This window comes from Pseudomonas sp. SDI, from assembly GCF_003105155.1.
In the GTDB taxonomy this organism is placed as follows: Bacteria; Pseudomonadota; Gammaproteobacteria; order Pseudomonadales; family Pseudomonadaceae; genus Aquipseudomonas.
This window is the reverse complement of record NZ_QETK01000038.1, coordinates 24,885-42,734: the sequence shown is the minus strand read 5'-3', so window position 1 is coordinate 42,734 and position 17,850 is coordinate 24,885. Positions and strand designations below refer to the sequence as shown.

Genomic DNA, 17,850 nt, shown 5'->3' with positions numbered 1-17,850 from the left:
AAGCACTGCGGACCACTGTGGGCGCGGGCTAGTCCCGCGATTGGATTAGCGCTTGGCGATGATGTACACCGCATGCACGATCCCCGGAATGTAGCCCAGCAGCGTCAACAGAATGTTCAGCCAGAACGCGCCGCCAAAACCCACTTGCAGGAACACCCCCAGTGGTGGCAGCAGAATCGCGATGATGATGCGGATGAAGTCCATGTGCAGCTCCTTGGTAATGTCCTAAGAACAGACTAGCCGCCCACCACAATCGTTCCACCGACACCTCGCGCACAAAAAAACGCCCCGAGCCGAAAAGATCAGGCCCAGGGCGATGCGCAGGAACGCGAGACGGTTCGTGAAATTCGCTTTAACGCAGGCTCAACTGCGCCGTGTGCACCCGGGCGAAGGCCCGCGCCAGGCGCAACAGCATCTCGTCGATATTGCCGTGGCTCACGGTGAGCGCCGGCGAGAAACGCAGCACATGCGGCTGCGCGGCATTGAGTAGCAGGCCTTCCTGCAACGCCGCCTTGACCACCGCAGGCGCCAACGCCTCGCTCAACTCCAGGCCCCAAAGCAAGCCCTGGCCGCGTACTTCGCCTTGGCCATAACGGGCCGCCAGCCGGCTGAGGCCATCGCGCAGGTGACGCCCGGAAGCCTGCACCTGCTCGAAGAAACCCGGCTCCAGCACCGTTTCCAGCACTGCCAGGCCGGCCGCGCTCATCAGCGCGTTGCCATGATGGCTGCCTTCCAGCTCGCCGGCTTCGGCGCAGCAGGCAGTGCCGCGGGCCAGCAGCGCCGCCAGCGGCACACCGCTGCCCAGGCCCTTGCCCAGGGTGATGATGTCGGCACGCACGCCATAGGTTTGTTCCGCCAGCAACGCGCCGCAGCGGCCGATGCCGGTCTGTACTTCATCGAGGATCAGCAGGATGCCCAGCTCGCGGCACAGCTGCTCGACGCCCTTGAGGTAGTCCTGGGTCGCCGGAATCACCCCAGCTTCGCCCTGGATCGGCTCCAGCATGATTGCCACGGTGCGCGAGTCGACCGCCGCATGCAGCGCCGCAAGGTCGTTGAACGGTACCTTGCTGAAGCCCGGTAGCCCCGGTTCACAGCGGTTGCACGGCGACGGGTCGGACGCCGACAGCGCGCCGAGGCTGCGCCCATGGCAGCTCTGGCTGGCGGTGATGATGTGGAAGGCACCGTTGCGATGCAGCTGGCCCCACTTGCGCGCCAGCTTGATCGCCCCTTCGCAGGCTTCGGCGCCGCTGTTGAGCAAGTAGGCCTGATCGCTGGCCGTGCTGCGGCACAGCTGGTTGACCAGCTTGAGCAGGCCGCGATTGTGAAAGCCCGCCCCCGGGTTGATCAGCGCCTGGGTTTGCGCGGTCAGCGCCTGCACCAGCGCCTTGGGGCTGTGGCCAAGGCTGTTCACTGCGCAGCCTTGGGTGAAGTCCAGATAGGCGCGGCCTTCACTGTCCCACAGCCACGACCCCTGGCCGCGAACAAACACTTGCGGCGCACGCTCGGTGGCCGGCATCAGGTAGTCGCGCGAGAGCTGTTCGGCCTGGGCCGTGGCCACCGGGGCCGGAGCCTGTTCGGCCGCTCGCGCCGCCTGCCGGCGCAGGTTGAACAGGTTCATCCGCGATGCCTCTTGACCCGCAGCCCGACATGCAGCTGCGGTAGTGTTGCCTTGCCTATGCAAGCCTTATCCAAACCCACGGTGTTCATCGCGCCATTTGGCCCTGTAAACCTTATGAATGCGCGATAGACTAGGCGTCTGCGCGGCCACCGGCCATTTCGTTTTTCGAGCTTTTTTGATAAGTATTACTTATGGATTTTCGCCAACTGCGTTATTTCGTCGCGGTCTATGAAGAAGGCCATGTCGGCCGCGCCGCCGAGCGCCTGTCGCTGTCCCAGCCGGCGCTGTCGCAACAGATCCGCCAGCTTGAGCACAGCCTCGACGTGAGCCTGTTCGAACGCGGCAACAAGCGCCTGTTGCCGACCCTCGCCGCGCACACCCTGTATAACCACGCCCTGCCACTGCTCGACGGCCTGCAGCGGGCCCGCGAGGCCCTGCGCAACTTCAAGGGCCAGGCGCTGCGCACCCTGGCCATCGGCGTGCTGCAAACGGTGCGGCCAAGCCTGGTGCCGCAACTGCTCGACCGGGTGCGCAAGGCGCAGCCGCATCTGGTGGTGCAGATCTATGAACTGTCGGGCATGGAGATCGAACGACGCCTGCTCAACGGCACCCTGGACATCGGCATCAGCTACCTGCCGCCACGCCAGCCCGGCCTGCATGGCCTGCTGCTGTACGAAGACGAACTGCAAGTGGTGATCCCCGACACCCACCCGCTGCGCGAATTCAAGAAGGTCTCGCTGCAACAGGCCGCCGAACTGCCGATGCTGCTGCTGGGCGAAGAGTTCCAGGTGCGGCAGATCTGGCAGACCCAACTGGCCAACCTCGGCCGCCGGCCGCAGGTACAAGCCGAGATGAACAACATGGTGGGGATTCTCGACAGCCTCGCACACACCTCGCTGGCCACCGTATTGCCGGGGCGCGCGCAGGAAGCGGCGCCAGACCCGGAGCTGCTGTGGAAGCCGCTGAGCGAACCGAGGGTGCCCTTGAAAGTGGGGTTGGTGTTCCGCGATGCGCAACGCCAGCAGGCGTCGGTGGAATTACTTCGTAACTTGTTGGAAGAAGAGATCGACCCGCGGCACATCGGCGTGTCGCCACTCGATGTACTCGGCTAGGGAAAAAACGCGGACAAAAGAAAACCCCGCCGAAGCGGGGCTTTGCAGACTGTTTCCCTGACATCCTTTTCGATCCGCCATCCTGGCAGAAATCCTTCGTGTCCCTGTTATGTCCTTTGCGCTTCCTGCGCGACGTCCATGAGAGAAAGATTAACCGTGGATCCAATCTCGCGATAGAGGCGAAAAGTCACCGCGTCGTGTAGGAAAAAGCTTACAAGACGCGGTAAACCTTAAAACTGCTCGGCGTTCAGCAGGTACAGCGATTCGCTGCCGGCCCGGACCGAGGCGCTGAGCGAGTGAATGCGCGGCAGCAGGCGGGCGAAGTAGAAACGTGCAGTGCCCAGCTTGCTGGCGTAGAAGTCATCTTCGCCTTGCTTGGCCAGGGCGCTACGGGCCATCAATGCCCACATGTAGGCATAGGCGACATAGCCAAAGGCATGCAGGTATTCGACCGAAGCGGCGCCGATTTCGTTCGGGTTGGACTTGGCCCGATCGAGCACCCACGCGGTCAGCTCGTCGAGGCTGTCCAGAGCGGCATTCAACGGTCTGACGAACTCGCCCAGCGCTTCGTCGGCGGTGCCGGTGAAGTGGCGGATCTCGTCGGCGAACAGCTGGTACAGCGCGCCGCCGCTCGCGACCACCTTGCGCCCCATCAGATCCAGCGCCTGGATGCCATTGGTGCCTTCGTAGATCTGGGTGATACGCACATCGCGCACCAACTGCTCCTGGCCCCACTCGCGAATATAGCCGTGGCCGCCGAAGATCTGCTGGCCATGCACGGCCGACTCCAGGCCGACGTCGGTAAGGAACGCCTTGGCCACCGGGGTCAGCAGGGCAACCAGGTCTTCACCGCGCTTGCGGGTGGTAGCGTCCTCGCTGAACTTGGCGGTGTCGAGCTGCATGGCGACGTAGGTGGAGAACGCCCGGCCGCCTTCGTTCAGCGCCTTCATGGTCAGCAGCATCCGACGGACGTCCGGGTGCACGATGATCGGGTCGGCGACCTTGTCCTTGGCTTGCGGGCCAGCCGGCGAGCGGCTTTGCAGGCGGTCGCGGGCGTACTCGACGGCGTTCTGGTAGGAGCGCTCGGCCGAGGCCAGGCCCTGGATACCGACGCCCAGACGCTCGTAGTTCATCATGGTGAACATCGCCGCCAAGCCCTTGTTCGGCTCGCCGACCAGGTAGCCCACCGCTTCGTCGAAGTTCATCACGCAGGTGGCCGAGGCCTGGATGCCCATCTTGTGTTCGATCGACCCGCAATTGGCCGGGTTGCGTGCACCCAGGCTGCCATCGTCGTTGACCATGAACTTGGGCACCAGGAACAGTGAAATTCCCTTCGGCCCCGCCGGCGCGTCCGGCAGCTTGGCCAGCACCAGGTGAATGATGTTCTCGGTGAGGTCGTGTTCGCCGCCGGTGATGAAGATCTTCGTGCCGCTGACCTTGTAGCTGCCGTCAGCCTGCGGCTCGGCCTTGGTGCGAATGATCCCCAGGTCGGTGCCGGCATGCGGTTCGGTCAGGCACATGGAACCGGCCCAGACGCCGGCATACATGTTCGGCAGGTACTTTTCCTTGAGCGCGTCGCTGGCGTGGGCGTTGATCGACAGGCAGGCGCCGGCGGTCAGCATCGGATACAGGCCAAAGGCCAGGCTCGACGAGTTGACCATTTCCTCGACCTGCGCCGAGATCACCTTGGGCATGCCCATGCCACCGTAGGCCGGGTCACCGCCCACGCCCACCCAGCCGCCCTCGGCGTAGGTGCGGTAAGCGTCGATGAAACCGGCCGGGGTGCGTACGCTACCGTTGTCGAAATGGCAGCCTTCTTCGTCGGCGGCGCGGCTCAACGGTGCGATGGTCTTGCTGGTGACCTTGCCGGCCTCCTCCAGCACTGCCAGGGCCGTCTCTTCATCGACGACCTCGGCCAGCCCGGGCAGTTGCGCCCAGAGCTTGTTGACTTCGAAGACTTCGTTGAGGACGAAGCGCATATCGCGCAGGGGCGCTTTATAGTCAGCCATGGCAACCTCTCACACCTTGAGTCGGGGGGCAGTCCCGCAGGACCGATACACTGTAGGAAAACAGTGTAACCGAACAACTTTTGCGACACATAGGGTCATCTGGCGACTATATAGCGCATTTCGGTCACGCAGTACGAACGGCACCTCGCTTCGCCTGGTGACCATACGCCATCGTGCAGTTACGCCCGGCGGCCTTGGCACTGTAGAGCGCTTCGTCGGCCGACTTGAGCACCTCTTCCGGTGAGCGGTGCTCCGGCTGGCGCTCGGCCACACCGATACTGATGGTCACCGACACACTGCCCGCCGCCGCCGCCCCGCGGCGCTGGCGCCCCTGGCTGTCGTCGTGCGGGCGGTTCTCCTGATTGCGCAACTGGATGTTGTAGTTGGCGATCACTTCGCGCACCGCCTCCAGGTGCGGCATGCACTCTTCGAGGGTCTTGCCGGCGAATACCAGGGCGAACTCCTCGCCACCATAGCGATAGGCGCGACCGCCGCCAGTGACCTTCGACAGCTTGCTGGCCACCAGGCGCAGCACCTGGTCGCCGACGTCGTGGCCGTGGGTGTCGTTGAATTTCTTGAAATGGTCGACGTCGGTCATCGCCAGCACATAGTTGCGCCCCAGGCGCTGCATGCGCTCGTTCAGCGCGCGGCGCCCCGGCAGGCCGGTGAGCTCGTCGCGGAAAGCCATCTGGTAGGCCTCGTGCGACACCGCCGCGGCAATCATCAGCATCACCTGGCTGCACATGATGTTCAGGGTGAACGGCAGGATGAAGGTCTTGGGCAGCATCCAGAACACCCCGATCAAACCGATGATCTGCGCCGCGTGCAGCGGCCGCGGCTGGCGCAGGTACTGCACCACCAGCAGGATGAAGGCGGCGATGAACATCGGGTAGGCCAGCTGGATCAGGCTCATCCACTGGCCGTGCAGCGCTGGCCAGCGGATCTCCGCCAGCCAGCGCAGCAGTGCCTGGGGAAAGCTCTGCTCCAGGCCCAGCGCCACGCTGCCCACCGCCAGCAGCACAGCGAAGCGGGCAACCATGTCCTGGAACAGGTGAGTGCGCTCCTGCCACGCACCGAACAGACCGAACAGCATCGGCAACAGCAGGCAGACCAGATGGAACACCACCGCCGCGTCATCGCGCACGCGGCCGTTGTCGCGGTAATAGTCGGTCTGGGTATCGAGCAGGTAGTAGGCGATGTACACGGTGACCATCAGGAACAGTTCACGCTGGCGGCGATACACCGCGCAGTAGGCACCGCCAAGCAGGAGCACCAAAGTCGGTAGAACGTTGAACAGTGAGGTGAAGAAGACGCTGAGGTCTCTTACATAAGTGGCCGCGAGCCCCGACAACAGCAGGAATGCCGATGGCAGAAAGTGGCTCAGGCGTACAGCGGATAAACGAAACAAGGGTAATCTCCGACCCGGCAGATCAATAATGGCATTGTGCCTCTAATGTATCGGCAACGCACATGAATAGATGAATACGCGGCACCCCTGTAACGGCAGCCTGGTCGCAGTTATTAGCCCTACCCTGTTACTCGGACAAAAAAAAACGCCTGCCGGTAAGGGCAGGCGTTCTTCGAAGCGCTTATTCGATCAGTACGACAGACCGAAGTGCTCTTCGTTCATGTCCATCAGGTTGTTGGCACCCGACAGCATGGTCGCCACGTGCGTACGGGTACGCGGCAGGATGCGCTGGAAGTAGAAGCGCGCGGTTTGCAGTTTGGCGGTGTAGAAGGCTTCGTCGCTGGTACCGGCAGCCAGTTTTTCGGCCGCCAGGCGCGCCATGTCGGCCCAGAAGTAGGCCAAGCAGGCGTAACCGGAGTACATCAGGTAGTCCACCGAAGCGGCACCGACTTCTTCGCGGTCCTTCATCGCGGCCATGCCCACTTTCATGGTCAGCTCGCCCCACTCCTTGTTCAGCTGGGCCAGTGGCGCAACGAATTCCTTGATGGCTTCGTTGCCTTCCTGGTTCTGGCAGAACTTGTGCACGATCTTGGTGAAGCCCTTCAGCGCCTCGCCCTGGGTCATCAGCACTTTACGGCCGAGCAGGTCGAGTGCCTGGATACCGGTGGTGCCTTCGTACAGCATCGAGATGCGGCTGTCGCGAACGTTCTGCTCCATGCCCCACTCGGCGATGAAGCCGTGGCCGCCGTAGATCTGCACGCCGTGGTTGGCCGCCTCGAAACCGACTTCGGTCATGAACGCCTTGGCGATCGGCGTCATGAAGGCCAGCAGTGCGTCGGCTTTCTTCTTCTCTTCTTCGTCCTGGCTGTACTTGACGATGTCGACCTGCTTGGCCGTGAAGTAGACCATCGCGCGGTTACCTTCGGCGAAGGCTTTCATGGTCAGCAGCATGCGACGCACGTCCGGGTGGACGATGATCGGGTCAGCGGCTTTTTCCGGCGCTTTCGGGCCGGTCAGCGAGCGCATTTGCAGACGGTCGCGAGCGTATTTCAGGCCACCCTGGAACGCCACTTCGGCGTGGGCCAGGCCTTGCAGCGCGGTCCCCAGGCGAGCGGTGTTCATGAAGGTGAACATGCAGTTCAGGCCTTTGTTGGCCGGGCCGATCAGGTAGCCGGTGGCAGCGTCGAAGTTCATCACGCAGGTGGCGTTGCCGTGGATGCCCATCTTGTGCTCCAACGAACCGCAGGAAACGGCGTTGCGCTCGCCCACGGTGCCTTCGGCGGTCGGCAGGAACTTCGGCACGATGAACAGCGAGATGCCTTTGGTGCCGGCCGGTGCATCCGGCAGGCGGGCCAGCACGATGTGGACGATGTTGTCGGCCATGTCGTGTTCACCGGCCGAGATGAAGATCTTGGTGCCGCTGACTTTGTAGGACCCGTCGGCCTGAGGTTCGGCCTTGGTGCGCAGCATGCCCAGGTCGGTACCGCAGTGCGGCTCGGTCAGGCACATGGTGCCGGTCCACTCGCCGGATACCAGCTTGGTCAGGTAGGTGTGCTGCTGCTCTGGGGTGCCGTGCTCGGAGATGGTGTTCATCGCACCGTGCGACAGGCCTGGGTACATGCCCCACGACCAGTTCGACTCACCGACCATTTCGCTGATCGCCAGACCCAGCGATTCCGGCAGGCCCTGGCCGCCGTGCTCAAGGTCGTGCGCCAGGCTCGGCCAGCCGCCTTCAACGAATTGTTTGTAGGCTTCCTTGAAGCCGGTCGGGGTTTTCACGCCCGCTTCGCTCCAGGTACAGCCTTCCAGGTCACCGACACGGTTCAGCGGGGCCAGTACCTGTTCACAAAACTTGGCGCCTTCCTCAAGGATGGCATCGACCATGTCTGGAGTGGCGTCCTGGCAAGCCGGCAGGCTCTGATAGTGCGCTTCATAGCCGAGCAGCTCGTCACGAACGAAGCGAATATCACGCAAGGGGGCTTTATATTCAGGCATTGCGATGAACCTCTGCTGATGAATCCTGGAGATAGGGAGACCGCGTAACACCGACCAGCTCTTGGTGGCTTTCGGTCAAACAGTTGTTTGAAACATACGTTTACGCCGAAAACTTGTCAAGCACCCCTCCGACGGCACTTCTGCCACTGACGGCTGCGCACAGGCCGCCGGCCAGACCGGCGCGCAAGCGCAACCAAGCGCCTGGCAATGAAGCCAAGGCGCTGATGAATAAAGACTAGTTGAAGGAACGAAGGGCGCTGGCCGGGACGGCTCAGGCGTAGGTATCGATCAGGGTACCGAGCATTTCGTCCGATGCTTTGGCCACTTTGACACCGAGTTCGACCTGATGCTTGCCCAGGGCCATCTCGACGCTGGCGGTGGCCAGGTCCATTTGCTGGCTGCGGTCGACCGAGCGCAGGCGCTCGGCCTGGTAGTCGCTGGACTGGCTGGTGGCGGCACGTTCGACGGTGGTGTTGGCGATCTGGCTGGCTGCGTTGTCGACGCGGTTCTGCCCAGCCTGAATGGCGCCCAGGCCGGCATAGAATGCGGAACTGCCCGAGATTTCCATTTCAATACTCCAAAACGCTGAAGGCGAAGGTGGCAATTGAGTGGCCTATTGAACCAGAGCACGCGCCAAAAGGCCCGTGAAAAACACTAATGGCAGCGTGCCGGGTAATAGACGCTGCCTAGTCCAGCAGATCCAGTTGCAGGTATTCGGCGACCCGTTCGGCCGAAATGCCCTTGAGCCGCGGCACCCGGCCGAGGCATGGCGCAGGCAGGCGCTCGGCCAGGGTGGCGAGGTTTTCCTCCAGGCGCGAGGTGCGCGCATCGACGATATTCGCCACCCAGCCGGCCAGTTGCAGGCCGTCGCGGGCGATGGCTTCGGCGCTGAGCAGGGCGTGATTGATACAACCCAGGCGCACCCCCACCACCAGAATCACCGGCAGCTTCAGGGCAATCGCCAGGTCGGACAGGTTGGCCACGTCCGACAGTGGCACGCGCCAGCCGCCCGCGCCCTCGATCAGGGTGAAATCCGCCCCCTGGGCCAGCACCTCGTGCAGCGGCGCCAGCAGGGCGGCGACACTCAGCGCCACGCCAGCCTCGCGCGCTGCCAGGTGCGGGGCGATGGCCGGTTCGAAGGCGAACGGGTTGACCTGCTCGTAGGGCAGTTTGAGTGTGCTCTGCGCCATCAGCGCCAGCGCGTCGGCATTGCGCAGGCCCTTGGCGGTGGCCTCACAACCGGACGCGACCGGCTTGGCGCCGAGGGTGGACAACCCGGCGAGCTGCGCCGCATGCAGCAAGCCGGCGGCAACCGTGGTCTTGCCGACATCGGTATCGGTGCCGGCGATGAAATAGGCCGCGCTCATGTCATTTCCCCTGGGTCAACGGCAGTTGCAGAACACCATAGACCACCTGATAGGTCGCCGGCAGCCCAGCCGGTTGGCGGAAGCGCTCGTAGGCCTGCAACAGGCCCTGCATGCGCGCGCGCCCGGTGAGCCCGGCCGGACGCCCCGGATTGAGGTTGTGCGCACCGAGGGCCTTGAGTTCGTGGGTCAGGCTGCGCAGGTCGGGATAGTGCAGCACATGCGGCCGGGCATCGAGCCCCAACACGCACAGGCCGCTGGCGGCGCACAGGCGCTGATAGTCGTCGAGACGACGAAAGCGGTTGACGTGAACCATGCCGTCCACCGCCTGCCAGCTTTCGCGCAACTCGTGCAGGGTGCCGACGCACAGGCTGGCGAACGCGAACACCCCGCCCGGCTGCAACACCCGCCGCACCTCACCGAGCACCGCCGCAAAGTCCGCGCACCATTGCACCGCCAGGCTGGAGAACACCAGCTCGGCGCTGGCCTCGCGCAGCGGCAGACGCTCGGCATCGCCGACTACGTGATAGGCCGCACCGCCCAGTTCGCGGGCGTGACGCAACATGCCTTCGGCGATGTCCACGGCCACGCCGTCAGCCTGTGGATAACGGGCCTGCAGGGCACGGCTGAAATGCCCGGTGCCGCTGCCCAGGTCGACCCAGCGGCGTGGTGGCAGTGCCGCCGGCAACTGCGCCAGCAACTGCGCACCAACCGCCCGTTGCAGCTCGGCAACACTGTCGTAGCTGGCCGCCGCGCGGGAAAACGACGCTGCCACCTGGCGCTTGTCGGGCAAACTGCCAGGCAGTTTCGGCAGGGAAAGATCAGTCATCGCCGCTCTCGTGCAGGAAGTTCTTGATGGTGTGGGCCAGTTCCTGGGGGTATTCGAGGAGGAAGGCGTGCGCGGCATCCTCGACCAGGCCTACTTCAACATCGGGCAACAAATCACTCAGCGCGCGCGCGGCCTCGGCCGGCACCAGCGCATCGTTACCGGCGAACAGGTGCAACTGCGGGCCGGCATACGCCTGCAGGGCGGCACGGGTGTCGAGCTGGGCCAGCACCTCCAGGCCTTTGGCCAGGTGCACCGGGTCGGCCGGGCTGATGCCGACGTCGAGCTGGCGGATCAGGCTGCGCGGCTCGGCGGCGCCCTGACTGCACAACGACTTGAAGCGCTTGAGGGTCACCTGGGTATGGCTGCGGCAGCCGTCGAGGAAGGTCTCGAAGGTATCGGCCGGCATGCCATGCGGCCAGTCGGCGCGGGCGACAAAGCGGACGTTGCTGCCCAGGGTCAGCAAGCCGCAGCAATGATCGCCGCGGCGCGCCGCGAGCTCGGCGGCGAGCATGCCACCAAGCGACCAGCCGCCCAGCCAGGTATCGTTGGGCAGGCGTCGGTCGAGATCGTCGAGCCAGTGCGGCAGTTCGCCTTCGGCCAATGCCGGCAAGGGCGCCAGTTCCACCTGCAGGCTGGTGTCCAGCGCCCGCAGGCTTGCCGCCAGCGGTTCCAGTGCAGCAGTGCCCAGGCCCCAGCCCGGCAGCAATATCAGTCGATTACGCATCGGCAGGCTCCAACTGTGGATAACACTCGGCCAACGCATTCAACAATAGCTGTACCTGCGCTGCGCTGTGCGCGGCGGTCAGGGTCACGCGCAACCGGGCGCTGCCGGCCGGTACGGTCGGTGGGCGGATGGCGGTGACCATCAGCCCGCGTTCGCGCAGCAACTGCGACAGGTGCAGCGCGCGCGCCGCATCGCCGATGAGGATCGGCTGGATCGGCGTGAAGCTGTCCATCAGTTGCAGGCCGATCTGTTCGGCGCCCTCGCGGAACTGGCGGATCAGCGCCGCCAGGTGCTCACGGCGCCAGTGTTCGTCGCGCAACAATTGCAGGCTTTTCAGGGTGGCGCAGGCCAACGCCGGTGGCTGGCTGGTTGTATAGATGTAGGGGCGGGCGAACTGGATCAGGCTTTCGATCAGCTCTTCGCTGCCGGCGACAAAGGCGCCAGCCGTGCCGAATGCCTTGCCCAGGGTGCCGACCAGCACCGGCAGCTCATCCAGGCCCAGGCCAAAATGCTCGGCGACACCGCCGCCGTGCTTGCCCAGGGTGCCGAAGCCATGGGCATCGTCGACCATCAGCCAGGCGCCCCTGGCGCGCGCTTCGGCAGCCAGCGCCGGCAAGGCGGCGACATCGCCGTCCATGCTGAACACGCCATCGGTAACCACCAGGGTGTTGCCGACGGTTTTCTCCAGGCGCTTGCCCAGGCTTGCCGCATCGTTATGCAGGTAGCGATTGAAACGCGCACCGCTGAGCAGCCCGGCGTCGAGCAGGGAGGCGTGGTTGAGGCGGTCCTGCAACACGCTGTCGCCCTGCCCGACCAGCGCCGTCAGGGTGCCGAGGTTGGCCATGTAACCGGTAGTGAACAGCAGCGCCCGCGGCCGCCCGGTGAACTCGGCCAGGGCCAGTTCCAGTTCGTGGTGCGCGCCGCTGTGGCCGATCACCAGGTGCGAGGCGCCGCCACCGACACCCCAGCACTCGGCGCCGGCGCGCCAGGCCGCAATCACCTCGGGGTGGTTGGCCAGGCCCAGGTAATCGTTGCTGCAAAACGCCAGCAGCGGCTGGCCATCGACCACCACCTGCGGCCCTTGCGGGCTTTGCAGCAAAGGCCGCTGGCGATACAGCGCCGCCGCGCGCCGCTGCTCCAGGCGCGCTTTCAGATCGAAGCCCATGCGCACCTCAGGCGGATGCGGCGTTGTAGAACAGCTCGCTGCTCTTCTGCTCGATCAGCGCCTGCTCGATGGCAGCCTGGTGCACTTCGTCGGCGTGCTCTTCGCGCGCTTCGGGCTGGATCCCCAGGCGGGCAAACAGCTGCATGTCCTTGTCGGCTTGCGGGTTGGCGGTGGTCAGCAGCTTTTCGCCATAGAAGATCGAGTTGGCCCCGGCGAAGAACGCCAGCGCCTGCATCTGCTCGTTCATCGCCTCACGCCCGGCCGACAGCCGCACGTGCGATTGCGGCATGAGGATGCGCGCCACCGCGAGCATGCGGATGAAGTCGAACGGGTCGACTTCCTCGGCGTTTTCCAGTGGCGTACCGGCCACTTTCACCAGCATGTTGATCGGCACCGATTCGGGGTGTTCCGGCAGGTTGGCCAGCTGGATCAGCAGGCCGGCGCGGTCGTCCAGCGACTCACCCATGCCGAGGATGCCGCCCGAGCAGATCTTCATCCCGGCATCGCGCACGTAGCTCAGGGTTTGCAGGCGCTCGCTGTAGGTGCGGGTGGTGATGATGCTGCCGTAGAACTCCGGCGAGGTGTCGAGGTTGTGGTTGTAGTAGTCCAGCCCAGCTTCGGCGAGGGCGGTGGTCTGCTCCTGGTCGAGCTTGCCCAGGGTCATGCAGGTTTCCAGGCCCATGGCCTTGACCCCTTTGACCATCTGCAACACGTAGGGCATGTCCTTGGCCGACGGGTGCTTCCACGCCGCGCCCATGCAGAAGCGGGTAGAGCCGATGGCTTTGGCGCGAGCAGCCTCTTCGAGGACCTTCTGCACTTCCATCAGCTTCTGTTTTTCCAGCCCGGTGTTGTAGTGGCCGGACTGCGGACAATATTTGCAATCTTCCGGGCAGGCGCCGGTCTTGATCGAGAGCAGCGTCGATACTTGCACGCGGTTGGCGTCGAAATGCGCGCGGTGCACGGTCTGCGCCTGAAACAGCAGGTCATTGAAGGGTTGCTGGAACAGGGCTTTGACTTCGGCCAGCGACCAGTCGTGACGAAGCGTTGCAGTTGTGCTCGCGCTCATGGGTGTTTCCTTGTTTAGGCTTGAACAGGCGCCGGGGCACGGGGTGCCCGCCAGCGCATCACGGATAGTTCGCATAGTTAAGGAAGCGCCATGCACTGTCAACCGCGACTCAAACAGCTGGTTTACAACTGGCTAAATAATAACCAAAAGTGTTTATTGTGCGATGAACCGGCCGAGCAATTGCTGCCGATCTGCGCCGCCTGCGAGGCGGAACTGCCCTGGCTCGACGAGCGCTGTCGGGTCTGCGCCCTGCCACTGCCCATGCGCGGGCTGACCTGCGGCCAGTGCAGTCGACGGCGGCCGGCGTTCCAGCAAGTGGAAGCACCCTGGCATTACGGGTTTCCGCTGGATACGCTGATCAGCCGCTTCAAGCATCGTCAGCACTGGCCATTGGGGCGCTTGCTGGCGCAGTTGCTCGGCAACTGGCTGACCCATCGCTTCGCCGAGGGCCTGCCGCGCCCGGCGTTGCTGCTGCCGGTGCCGATGGGCCGGCAGCGCTTGCGCCAGCGTGGGTTCAATCAGGCCGGGATGCTCGCCAGCTGGCTGGGACGGCAGCTGAACATAGCCTGCACCGACCAGGTGCTCGGGCGTATCCGCGATACCCCGGCGCAGCAAGGCCTGAGCGCCAGGGCGCGCCAACGCAACCTCAGGGACGCCTTCGTGCTACCTGCGCCGGCCACCATCGACGGCCTGCACCTGGCCCTGATCGACGACGTGCTGACCACCGGTGCTACCGCCCAGGCCGTGGCCACGCTGTTGAAGGCCGGCGGTGCGGCGCGGGTCGATGTGTACTGCCTGGCGCGCACGCCCAAGCCCGGCAGCGCTTGACTTGCGTCGGGCGCGCGGGCACTTTCCAAGACGTTCTCGTTCATCACTCGTGCCTGCCCATGTCCTTGTCCGCACCGCTGACCCAACACATCGTTCGTCGCCCGCAGCGCATCGCCCTGCTCCAGCACATCGCCGAGCAAGGCTCGATCACCCGTGCCGCGAAGAGCGCCGGAATGAGCTACAAGGCCGCCTGGGACGCCATCGACGAACTGAACAACCTCGCCGCCGCGCCGCTGGTCGAGCGTAGCGTCGGCGGTCGCGGCGGCGGTGGCGCGAAGCTGTCCGAGGAAGGCCTGCGGGTGTTGCGGCTGTATCAGAAGTTGCAGGCCTTGCAGGCGCAGATCCTCGAAGCGGCGGAAGATGCCAGCGACCTCGACCTGCTCAGCCGACTGATGCTGCGCACCAGTGCGCGTAATCAGTTGCATGGGCGGATCAGCGCGATCCACCCGCAGGGGCGCAATGACACCGTGCAGCTGTCGCTCGCTGGCGAAGTGCGGGTCAATGCGCAGATCACCCATGACAGCACCGTGCGCCTGGAGCTGGAGCCGGGCACCGCGGTCGTGGCGCTGATCAAGGCCGGCTGGCTGCAACTGTTGGGCCTGGATGAACAGCCGACGCCGGGGCAGAACCTGTTGCGCGCCGAGGTGCAGGAGTTGCTGGCGGACCCGGCGGGGTCGACCGAGGTTCGGCTGATGCTCGGCAATGGCCAGACGCTGTGTGCGTTTGCCGAGCCGCAGTGGTTGCAGGACCAGCGGATTACCGTGGGCAGTGCGTTGCAGGTGAGCTTTTCGCCGGCGAATGTGTTGCTCGGGACACCGGTATAGCGGGCTAGTCCCGCGATGAGGCCCCCTGATTCACCGCCCTGCGTTACCATGCCAGCCATGATGCGGCCCACCTGCCGCACGGCAGGAGCAAGCATGTCTCATCCCTTCGATAAACTCACCCCCGACCTGGTCCTGGATGCCGTAGAAAGCCTCGGCTTTCTCAGCGATGCCCGCGTGCTGGCCCTCAACAGCTACGAAAACCGCGTCTATCAGGTCGGCATCGAAGACCGCGAGCCGCTGATCGCCAAGTTCTACCGCCCCGGGCGCTGGAGCGACGCGGCCATCCTCGAAGAACATGCCTTCACCGCCGAACTCGCCGACTGCGAGGTGCCAGTGGTCGCCCCGCTGATCCACAACGGCGCCAGCCTGTTCGAACACGCCGGTTTCCGCTTCAGCCTGTTCCCCCGCCGTGGCGGCCGCGCCCCGGAACCGGGCAACCTCGACCAGCTTTACCGCCTCGGCCAGTTGCTCGGCCGCCTGCACGCCGTCGGCGCCAGCCGCCCGTTCGCACACCGCGAAGCGCTCGCCGTGAGCAACTTCGGCCACGCCTCGCTGAGCACCCTGCTCGAAGGCGACTTCATTCCGAAAAGCCTGCGGCCTGCCTACGAGTCGGTGGCCCGCGACCTGCTCAAGCGCGTCGAAGCCGCCTACGCCGCCACCCCGCACAAGGTCATCCGCCTGCACGGCGACTGCCACCCCGGCAACATGATGTGCCGCGACGACGTGTTCCACATCGTCGACCTCGACGACTGCCGCATGGGCCCGGCCGTCCAGGACCTGTGGATGATGCTCGCCGGCGAGCGCCACGAACGCCTCGGCCAGCTCGCCGAACTGATGGACGGCTACAACGAGTTCCACGACTTCGACCCGCGTGAACTGGCCCTGATCGAGCCACTGCGCGCGCTACGCCAACTGCACTACAGCGCCTGGCTGGCCCGCCGCTGGGACGACCCGGCATTCCCGCGCAGCTTCCCCTGGTTCGGCCAGGAGCGCTACTGGGGCGACCAGATTCTGGCCCTGCGCGAGCAGACCGCAGCCCTGGACGAAGAACCGTTGAAATTGTTCTAGATGCGCCGGCGAGTCTGTCTACAATAGCCCAGCGTTATAGATAGTTGCCTAAGCAAGGAATCAGCATGCAAGCCGCCAACCCGCGCCGCGGGTACATCCTGGGCCTGACCGCCTACATCATCTGGGGCCTGTTCCCCATTTACTTCAAAGCGCTGCAGAGCGTGCCGTCGGTGGAGATCATCGTCCACCGGGTGCTCTGGTCGGCCCTGTTCGGTTCGCTGCTGCTACTGGTCTGGAAGCACCCCGGTTGGTGGCGCGAACTGCGCGACAACCCGCGACGCCTGGCGATTCTGGCCCTGAGCGGATCGCTGATCGCGTTCAACTGGTTGACCTATGTCTGGTCGGTGAACAACGGCCGCATGCTGGAGGCCAGCCTGGGGTACTACATCAACCCGCTGATCAACGTGCTGCTGGGCATGCTGCTGCTCGGCGAGCGCCTGCGCCGCCTGCAATGGGTGGCGGTCGGCCTCGCGGCGGTCGGTGTGGCGCAGCAGGTGTGGCAAGTCGGCCACCTGCCGTGGGTGTCGCTGGCCCTGGCGCTAAGCTTCGGTTTCTATGGCCTGATCCGCAAGCAGGCGCCGGTGGCGGCCTTGCCCGGGCTGGTGGTGGAAACCTGGATGCTGGTGCCGCTGGCGCTCGGCTGGCTACTGCTCAACCCTCTGGCAATGAGCGCCCAGCCAAGTTTCTATACCAGCAGCGAAGCGCTCTGGCTGATTGCGGCCGGGCCGGTCACGCTGGTGCCGCTGGTGTGCTTCAACGCCGCTGCCCGTCACCTGCCATACACCACGCTGGGCTTCCTGCAGTACCTGGCACCGACCCTGGTGCTGCTGCAAGCGGTCTGGCTGTTCGACGAGCACCTCTCGCAGAGCACGCTGATCGCCTTCATGTTCATCTGGGCCGGCCTGGCGCTGTATAGCGTCGACGCCTGGCTGAGCCTGCGTCGACGCAGCTGAGTGGCTATTCCTCGGGGCGCAGTTCCAGCTCGACCATCAGGTCGTCGGCCAGCGCTTCGAGCTTTTTCTGCAGGCTATCGAGCGCTAGCGTCAGCGGCACCGCCAGCAGCGCGTCGGCATGAAACAGCGGCTCGCTGCTCATCGGCGCCGGGCGCACGTCGGTGGTAAAGCGCTCCAGGTTCACCCCCTGCTCGGCCAGCAGGCGGGTGATGTCGCGGACGATCCCCGGCCGGTCGTTGCCAACCAGCTGCATGGCGATCGGCTTCCAGGTGCAAGACGGCTCGATCCCGCCCTCGGCGATCAGCACGCGAATGCCGTGCTTGCCCAGCGCCTGCAACGCCTCCACCAGCGCCTCATGGTGTTCTGCCGGCACCGCCACCCGCAGGATCCCGGCGAATTGCCCGGCCATGCGCGACATGCGGCTCTCCAGCCAATTGCCACTATGCTCGGCAATGCATTCAGCGATACGCTCGACCTGGCCGGCCTGGTCCGGGGCGATGACTGTCAGTACAAGATGCTCCACACCCAAATCCTCTGCTGGAACGCCGTCGGCACGCCCGAAACGTCGAAGCGCCGAGTCAGTATAGGCAAGGCGCGGCAACCTGCCGCAGGTGTGCAAAATTACAAATCGTGTACTGTTTTAAGATTTATCTGGAACAATTCACCAGATTTTTGAGAACATATCCCTTCCCAGCGTGACCCTATGCGACCGAATGGTCGCAGAACGACGTATTTAGTCTGATTTTCACAAGCGCAGCGCATCATGTAGTATGCCGCAGCGCGGACTACATACTGTCGGATCGATGTCTGCCAAGGCGCCTGTGAAATCACGAAACCGCCCGCCAGCCCGTCTGGCAGGCCGCACCCAGCCGCCCGCAAGGGCATGC

The 17,850-nt window shown here is 64.6% G+C and carries 17 protein-coding genes; 5 read left to right on the top strand and 12 right to left on the bottom strand.

Going from position 1 to position 17,850, the window contains the following annotated elements:
- Positions 1 to 45 precede the first annotated feature (45 nt).
- Together DCO48_RS20350 and DCO48_RS20345 are read right to left on the bottom strand one after the other, a co-directional pair.
- Entirely contained in the window at positions 46 to 204 is a 159-nt protein-coding gene (locus DCO48_RS20350) for a YqaE/Pmp3 family membrane protein (RefSeq protein WP_003177654.1), read from the bottom strand.
- Positions 205 to 352: 148 nt separating this feature from the next.
- Positions 353 to 1,618: an aspartate aminotransferase family protein gene (locus tag DCO48_RS20345; protein ID WP_116552404.1), complete on the bottom strand. Its 1,266-nt coding sequence runs from the start codon at positions 1,616 to 1,618 to the stop codon at positions 353 to 355.
- A gap of 191 nt (positions 1,619 to 1,809) precedes the next feature.
- On the opposite strand from DCO48_RS20345, the gene DCO48_RS20340 reads away from it, so the two are divergent.
- Positions 1,810 to 2,730 carry a LysR family transcriptional regulator gene (locus tag DCO48_RS20340; protein WP_116552403.1) on the top strand — a complete coding sequence of 307 codons (921 nt, stop codon included), beginning with the start codon at positions 1,810 to 1,812 and terminating at the stop codon, positions 2,728 to 2,730.
- Between the two features lie 230 nt (positions 2,731 to 2,960).
- Here the strand turns inward: DCO48_RS20340 and DCO48_RS20335 are convergent, their stop codons facing one another.
- The 9 genes from DCO48_RS20335 to bioB form a co-directional block, all read right to left on the bottom strand.
- On the bottom strand, positions 2,961 to 4,739 hold the full coding sequence (locus DCO48_RS20335) for an acyl-CoA dehydrogenase C-terminal domain-containing protein (RefSeq protein WP_116552402.1): 1,779 nt from the start codon (positions 4,737 to 4,739) through the stop codon (positions 2,961 to 2,963).
- Between the two features lie 124 nt (positions 4,740 to 4,863).
- On the bottom strand, positions 4,864 to 6,147 hold the full coding sequence (locus DCO48_RS20330) for a diguanylate cyclase (RefSeq protein ID WP_116552401.1): 1,284 nt from the start codon (positions 6,145 to 6,147) through the stop codon (positions 4,864 to 4,866).
- A 189-nt stretch (positions 6,148 to 6,336) separates the two neighbouring features.
- Complete coding sequence (locus tag DCO48_RS20325; RefSeq protein WP_116552400.1) at positions 6,337 to 8,142, bottom strand: phenylacyl-CoA dehydrogenase; 1,806 nt, start codon at positions 8,140 to 8,142, stop codon at positions 6,337 to 6,339.
- 271 nt (positions 8,143 to 8,413) lie between these two features.
- Positions 8,414 to 8,710, bottom strand: a complete 297-nt coding sequence (locus DCO48_RS20320; RefSeq protein WP_116552399.1) for a pyrroloquinoline quinone biosynthesis protein PqqE — start codon at positions 8,708 to 8,710, stop codon at positions 8,414 to 8,416.
- 118 nt (positions 8,711 to 8,828) lie between these two features.
- Positions 8,829 to 9,509 (bottom strand): dethiobiotin synthase, encoded by a 681-nt coding sequence (gene bioD / locus DCO48_RS20315; protein WP_116552398.1) that lies wholly within the window; start codon positions 9,507 to 9,509, stop codon positions 8,829 to 8,831.
- A 1-nt stretch (position 9,510) separates the two neighbouring features.
- Positions 9,511 to 10,335 (bottom strand): malonyl-ACP O-methyltransferase BioC, encoded by an 825-nt coding sequence (bioC, locus tag DCO48_RS20310; protein WP_116552397.1) that lies wholly within the window; start codon positions 10,333 to 10,335, stop codon positions 9,511 to 9,513.
- Complete coding sequence (locus DCO48_RS20305; RefSeq protein WP_116552396.1) at positions 10,328 to 11,059, bottom strand: alpha/beta fold hydrolase; 732 nt, start codon at positions 11,057 to 11,059, stop codon at positions 10,328 to 10,330. The genes bioC and DCO48_RS20305 overlap by 8 nt, the downstream gene beginning before the upstream one ends.
- Positions 11,052 to 12,224 carry an 8-amino-7-oxononanoate synthase gene (gene bioF / locus DCO48_RS20300; protein ID WP_116552395.1) on the bottom strand — a complete coding sequence of 391 codons (1,173 nt, stop codon included), beginning with the start codon at positions 12,222 to 12,224 and terminating at the stop codon, positions 11,052 to 11,054. The genes DCO48_RS20305 and bioF overlap by 8 nt, the downstream gene beginning before the upstream one ends.
- A 7-nt stretch (positions 12,225 to 12,231) precedes the next feature.
- The gene (bioB, locus tag DCO48_RS20295) at positions 12,232 to 13,290 is read right to left on the bottom strand and encodes a biotin synthase BioB (RefSeq protein ID WP_116552394.1); all 1,059 of its coding nucleotides are present in this window, start codon (positions 13,288 to 13,290) and stop codon (positions 12,232 to 12,234) included.
- Positions 13,291 to 13,380: 90 nt separating this feature from the next.
- Between bioB and DCO48_RS20290 the strand changes: the two genes are divergently transcribed.
- The 4 genes from DCO48_RS20290 to rarD all read left to right on the top strand — a co-directional run bounded on the left by DCO48_RS20290 (position 13,381) and on the right by rarD (position 16,963).
- Complete coding sequence (locus DCO48_RS20290; RefSeq protein WP_116552393.1) at positions 13,381 to 14,118, top strand: ComF family protein; 738 nt, start codon at positions 13,381 to 13,383, stop codon at positions 14,116 to 14,118.
- Positions 14,119 to 14,177: 59 nt separating this feature from the next.
- Positions 14,178 to 14,942: a TOBE domain-containing protein gene (locus tag DCO48_RS20285; protein ID WP_116552392.1), complete on the top strand. Its 765-nt coding sequence runs from the start codon at positions 14,178 to 14,180 to the stop codon at positions 14,940 to 14,942.
- 93 nt (positions 14,943 to 15,035) lie between these two features.
- On the top strand, positions 15,036 to 16,010 hold the full coding sequence (locus DCO48_RS20280; RefSeq protein ID WP_116552391.1) for a serine/threonine protein kinase: 975 nt from the start codon (positions 15,036 to 15,038) through the stop codon (positions 16,008 to 16,010).
- Between the two features lie 65 nt (positions 16,011 to 16,075).
- On the top strand, positions 16,076 to 16,963 hold the full coding sequence (gene rarD / locus DCO48_RS20275) for an EamA family transporter RarD (RefSeq protein WP_116552390.1): 888 nt from the start codon (positions 16,076 to 16,078) through the stop codon (positions 16,961 to 16,963).
- 4 nt (positions 16,964 to 16,967) lie between these two features.
- Here the strand turns inward: rarD and DCO48_RS20270 are convergent, their stop codons facing one another.
- Positions 16,968 to 17,486, bottom strand: a complete 519-nt coding sequence (locus tag DCO48_RS20270; protein ID WP_116552389.1) for a glycine cleavage system protein R — start codon at positions 17,484 to 17,486, stop codon at positions 16,968 to 16,970.
- Between the last annotated feature and the right edge of the window lie 364 nt (positions 17,487 to 17,850).

Coding starts and splice junctions, on each gene's coding strand:
- DCO48_RS20350 (WP_003177654.1), bottom strand. CDS start 204: ATGGACTTCATCCGCATCATCATCGCGATTCTGCTGCCACCACTGGGG.
- DCO48_RS20345 (WP_116552404.1), bottom strand. CDS start 1,618: ATGAACCTGTTCAACCTGCGCCGGCAGGCGGCGCGAGCGGCCGAACAG.
- DCO48_RS20340 (WP_116552403.1), top strand. CDS start 1,810: ATGGATTTTCGCCAACTGCGTTATTTCGTCGCGGTCTATGAAGAAGGC.
- DCO48_RS20335 (WP_116552402.1), bottom strand. CDS start 4,739: ATGGCTGACTATAAAGCGCCCCTGCGCGATATGCGCTTCGTCCTCAAC.
- DCO48_RS20325 (WP_116552400.1), bottom strand. CDS start 8,142: ATGCCTGAATATAAAGCCCCCTTGCGTGATATTCGCTTCGTTCGTGAC.
- DCO48_RS20320 (WP_116552399.1), bottom strand. CDS start 8,710: ATGGAAATCTCGGGCAGTTCCGCATTCTATGCCGGCCTGGGCGCCATT.
- bioD (WP_116552398.1), bottom strand. CDS start 9,509: ATGAGCGCGGCCTATTTCATCGCCGGCACCGATACCGATGTCGGCAAG.
- bioC (WP_116552397.1), bottom strand. CDS start 10,335: ATGACTGATCTTTCCCTGCCGAAACTGCCTGGCAGTTTGCCCGACAAG.
- DCO48_RS20305 (WP_116552396.1), bottom strand. CDS start 11,059: ATGCGTAATCGACTGATATTGCTGCCGGGCTGGGGCCTGGGCACTGCT.
- bioF (WP_116552395.1), bottom strand. CDS start 12,224: ATGGGCTTCGATCTGAAAGCGCGCCTGGAGCAGCGGCGCGCGGCGGCG.
- bioB (WP_116552394.1), bottom strand. CDS start 13,290: ATGAGCGCGAGCACAACTGCAACGCTTCGTCACGACTGGTCGCTGGCC.
- DCO48_RS20290 (WP_116552393.1), top strand. CDS start 13,381: ATGCACTGTCAACCGCGACTCAAACAGCTGGTTTACAACTGGCTAAAT.
- DCO48_RS20285 (WP_116552392.1), top strand. CDS start 14,178: ATGTCCTTGTCCGCACCGCTGACCCAACACATCGTTCGTCGCCCGCAG.
- DCO48_RS20280 (WP_116552391.1), top strand. CDS start 15,036: ATGTCTCATCCCTTCGATAAACTCACCCCCGACCTGGTCCTGGATGCC.
- rarD (WP_116552390.1), top strand. CDS start 16,076: ATGCAAGCCGCCAACCCGCGCCGCGGGTACATCCTGGGCCTGACCGCC.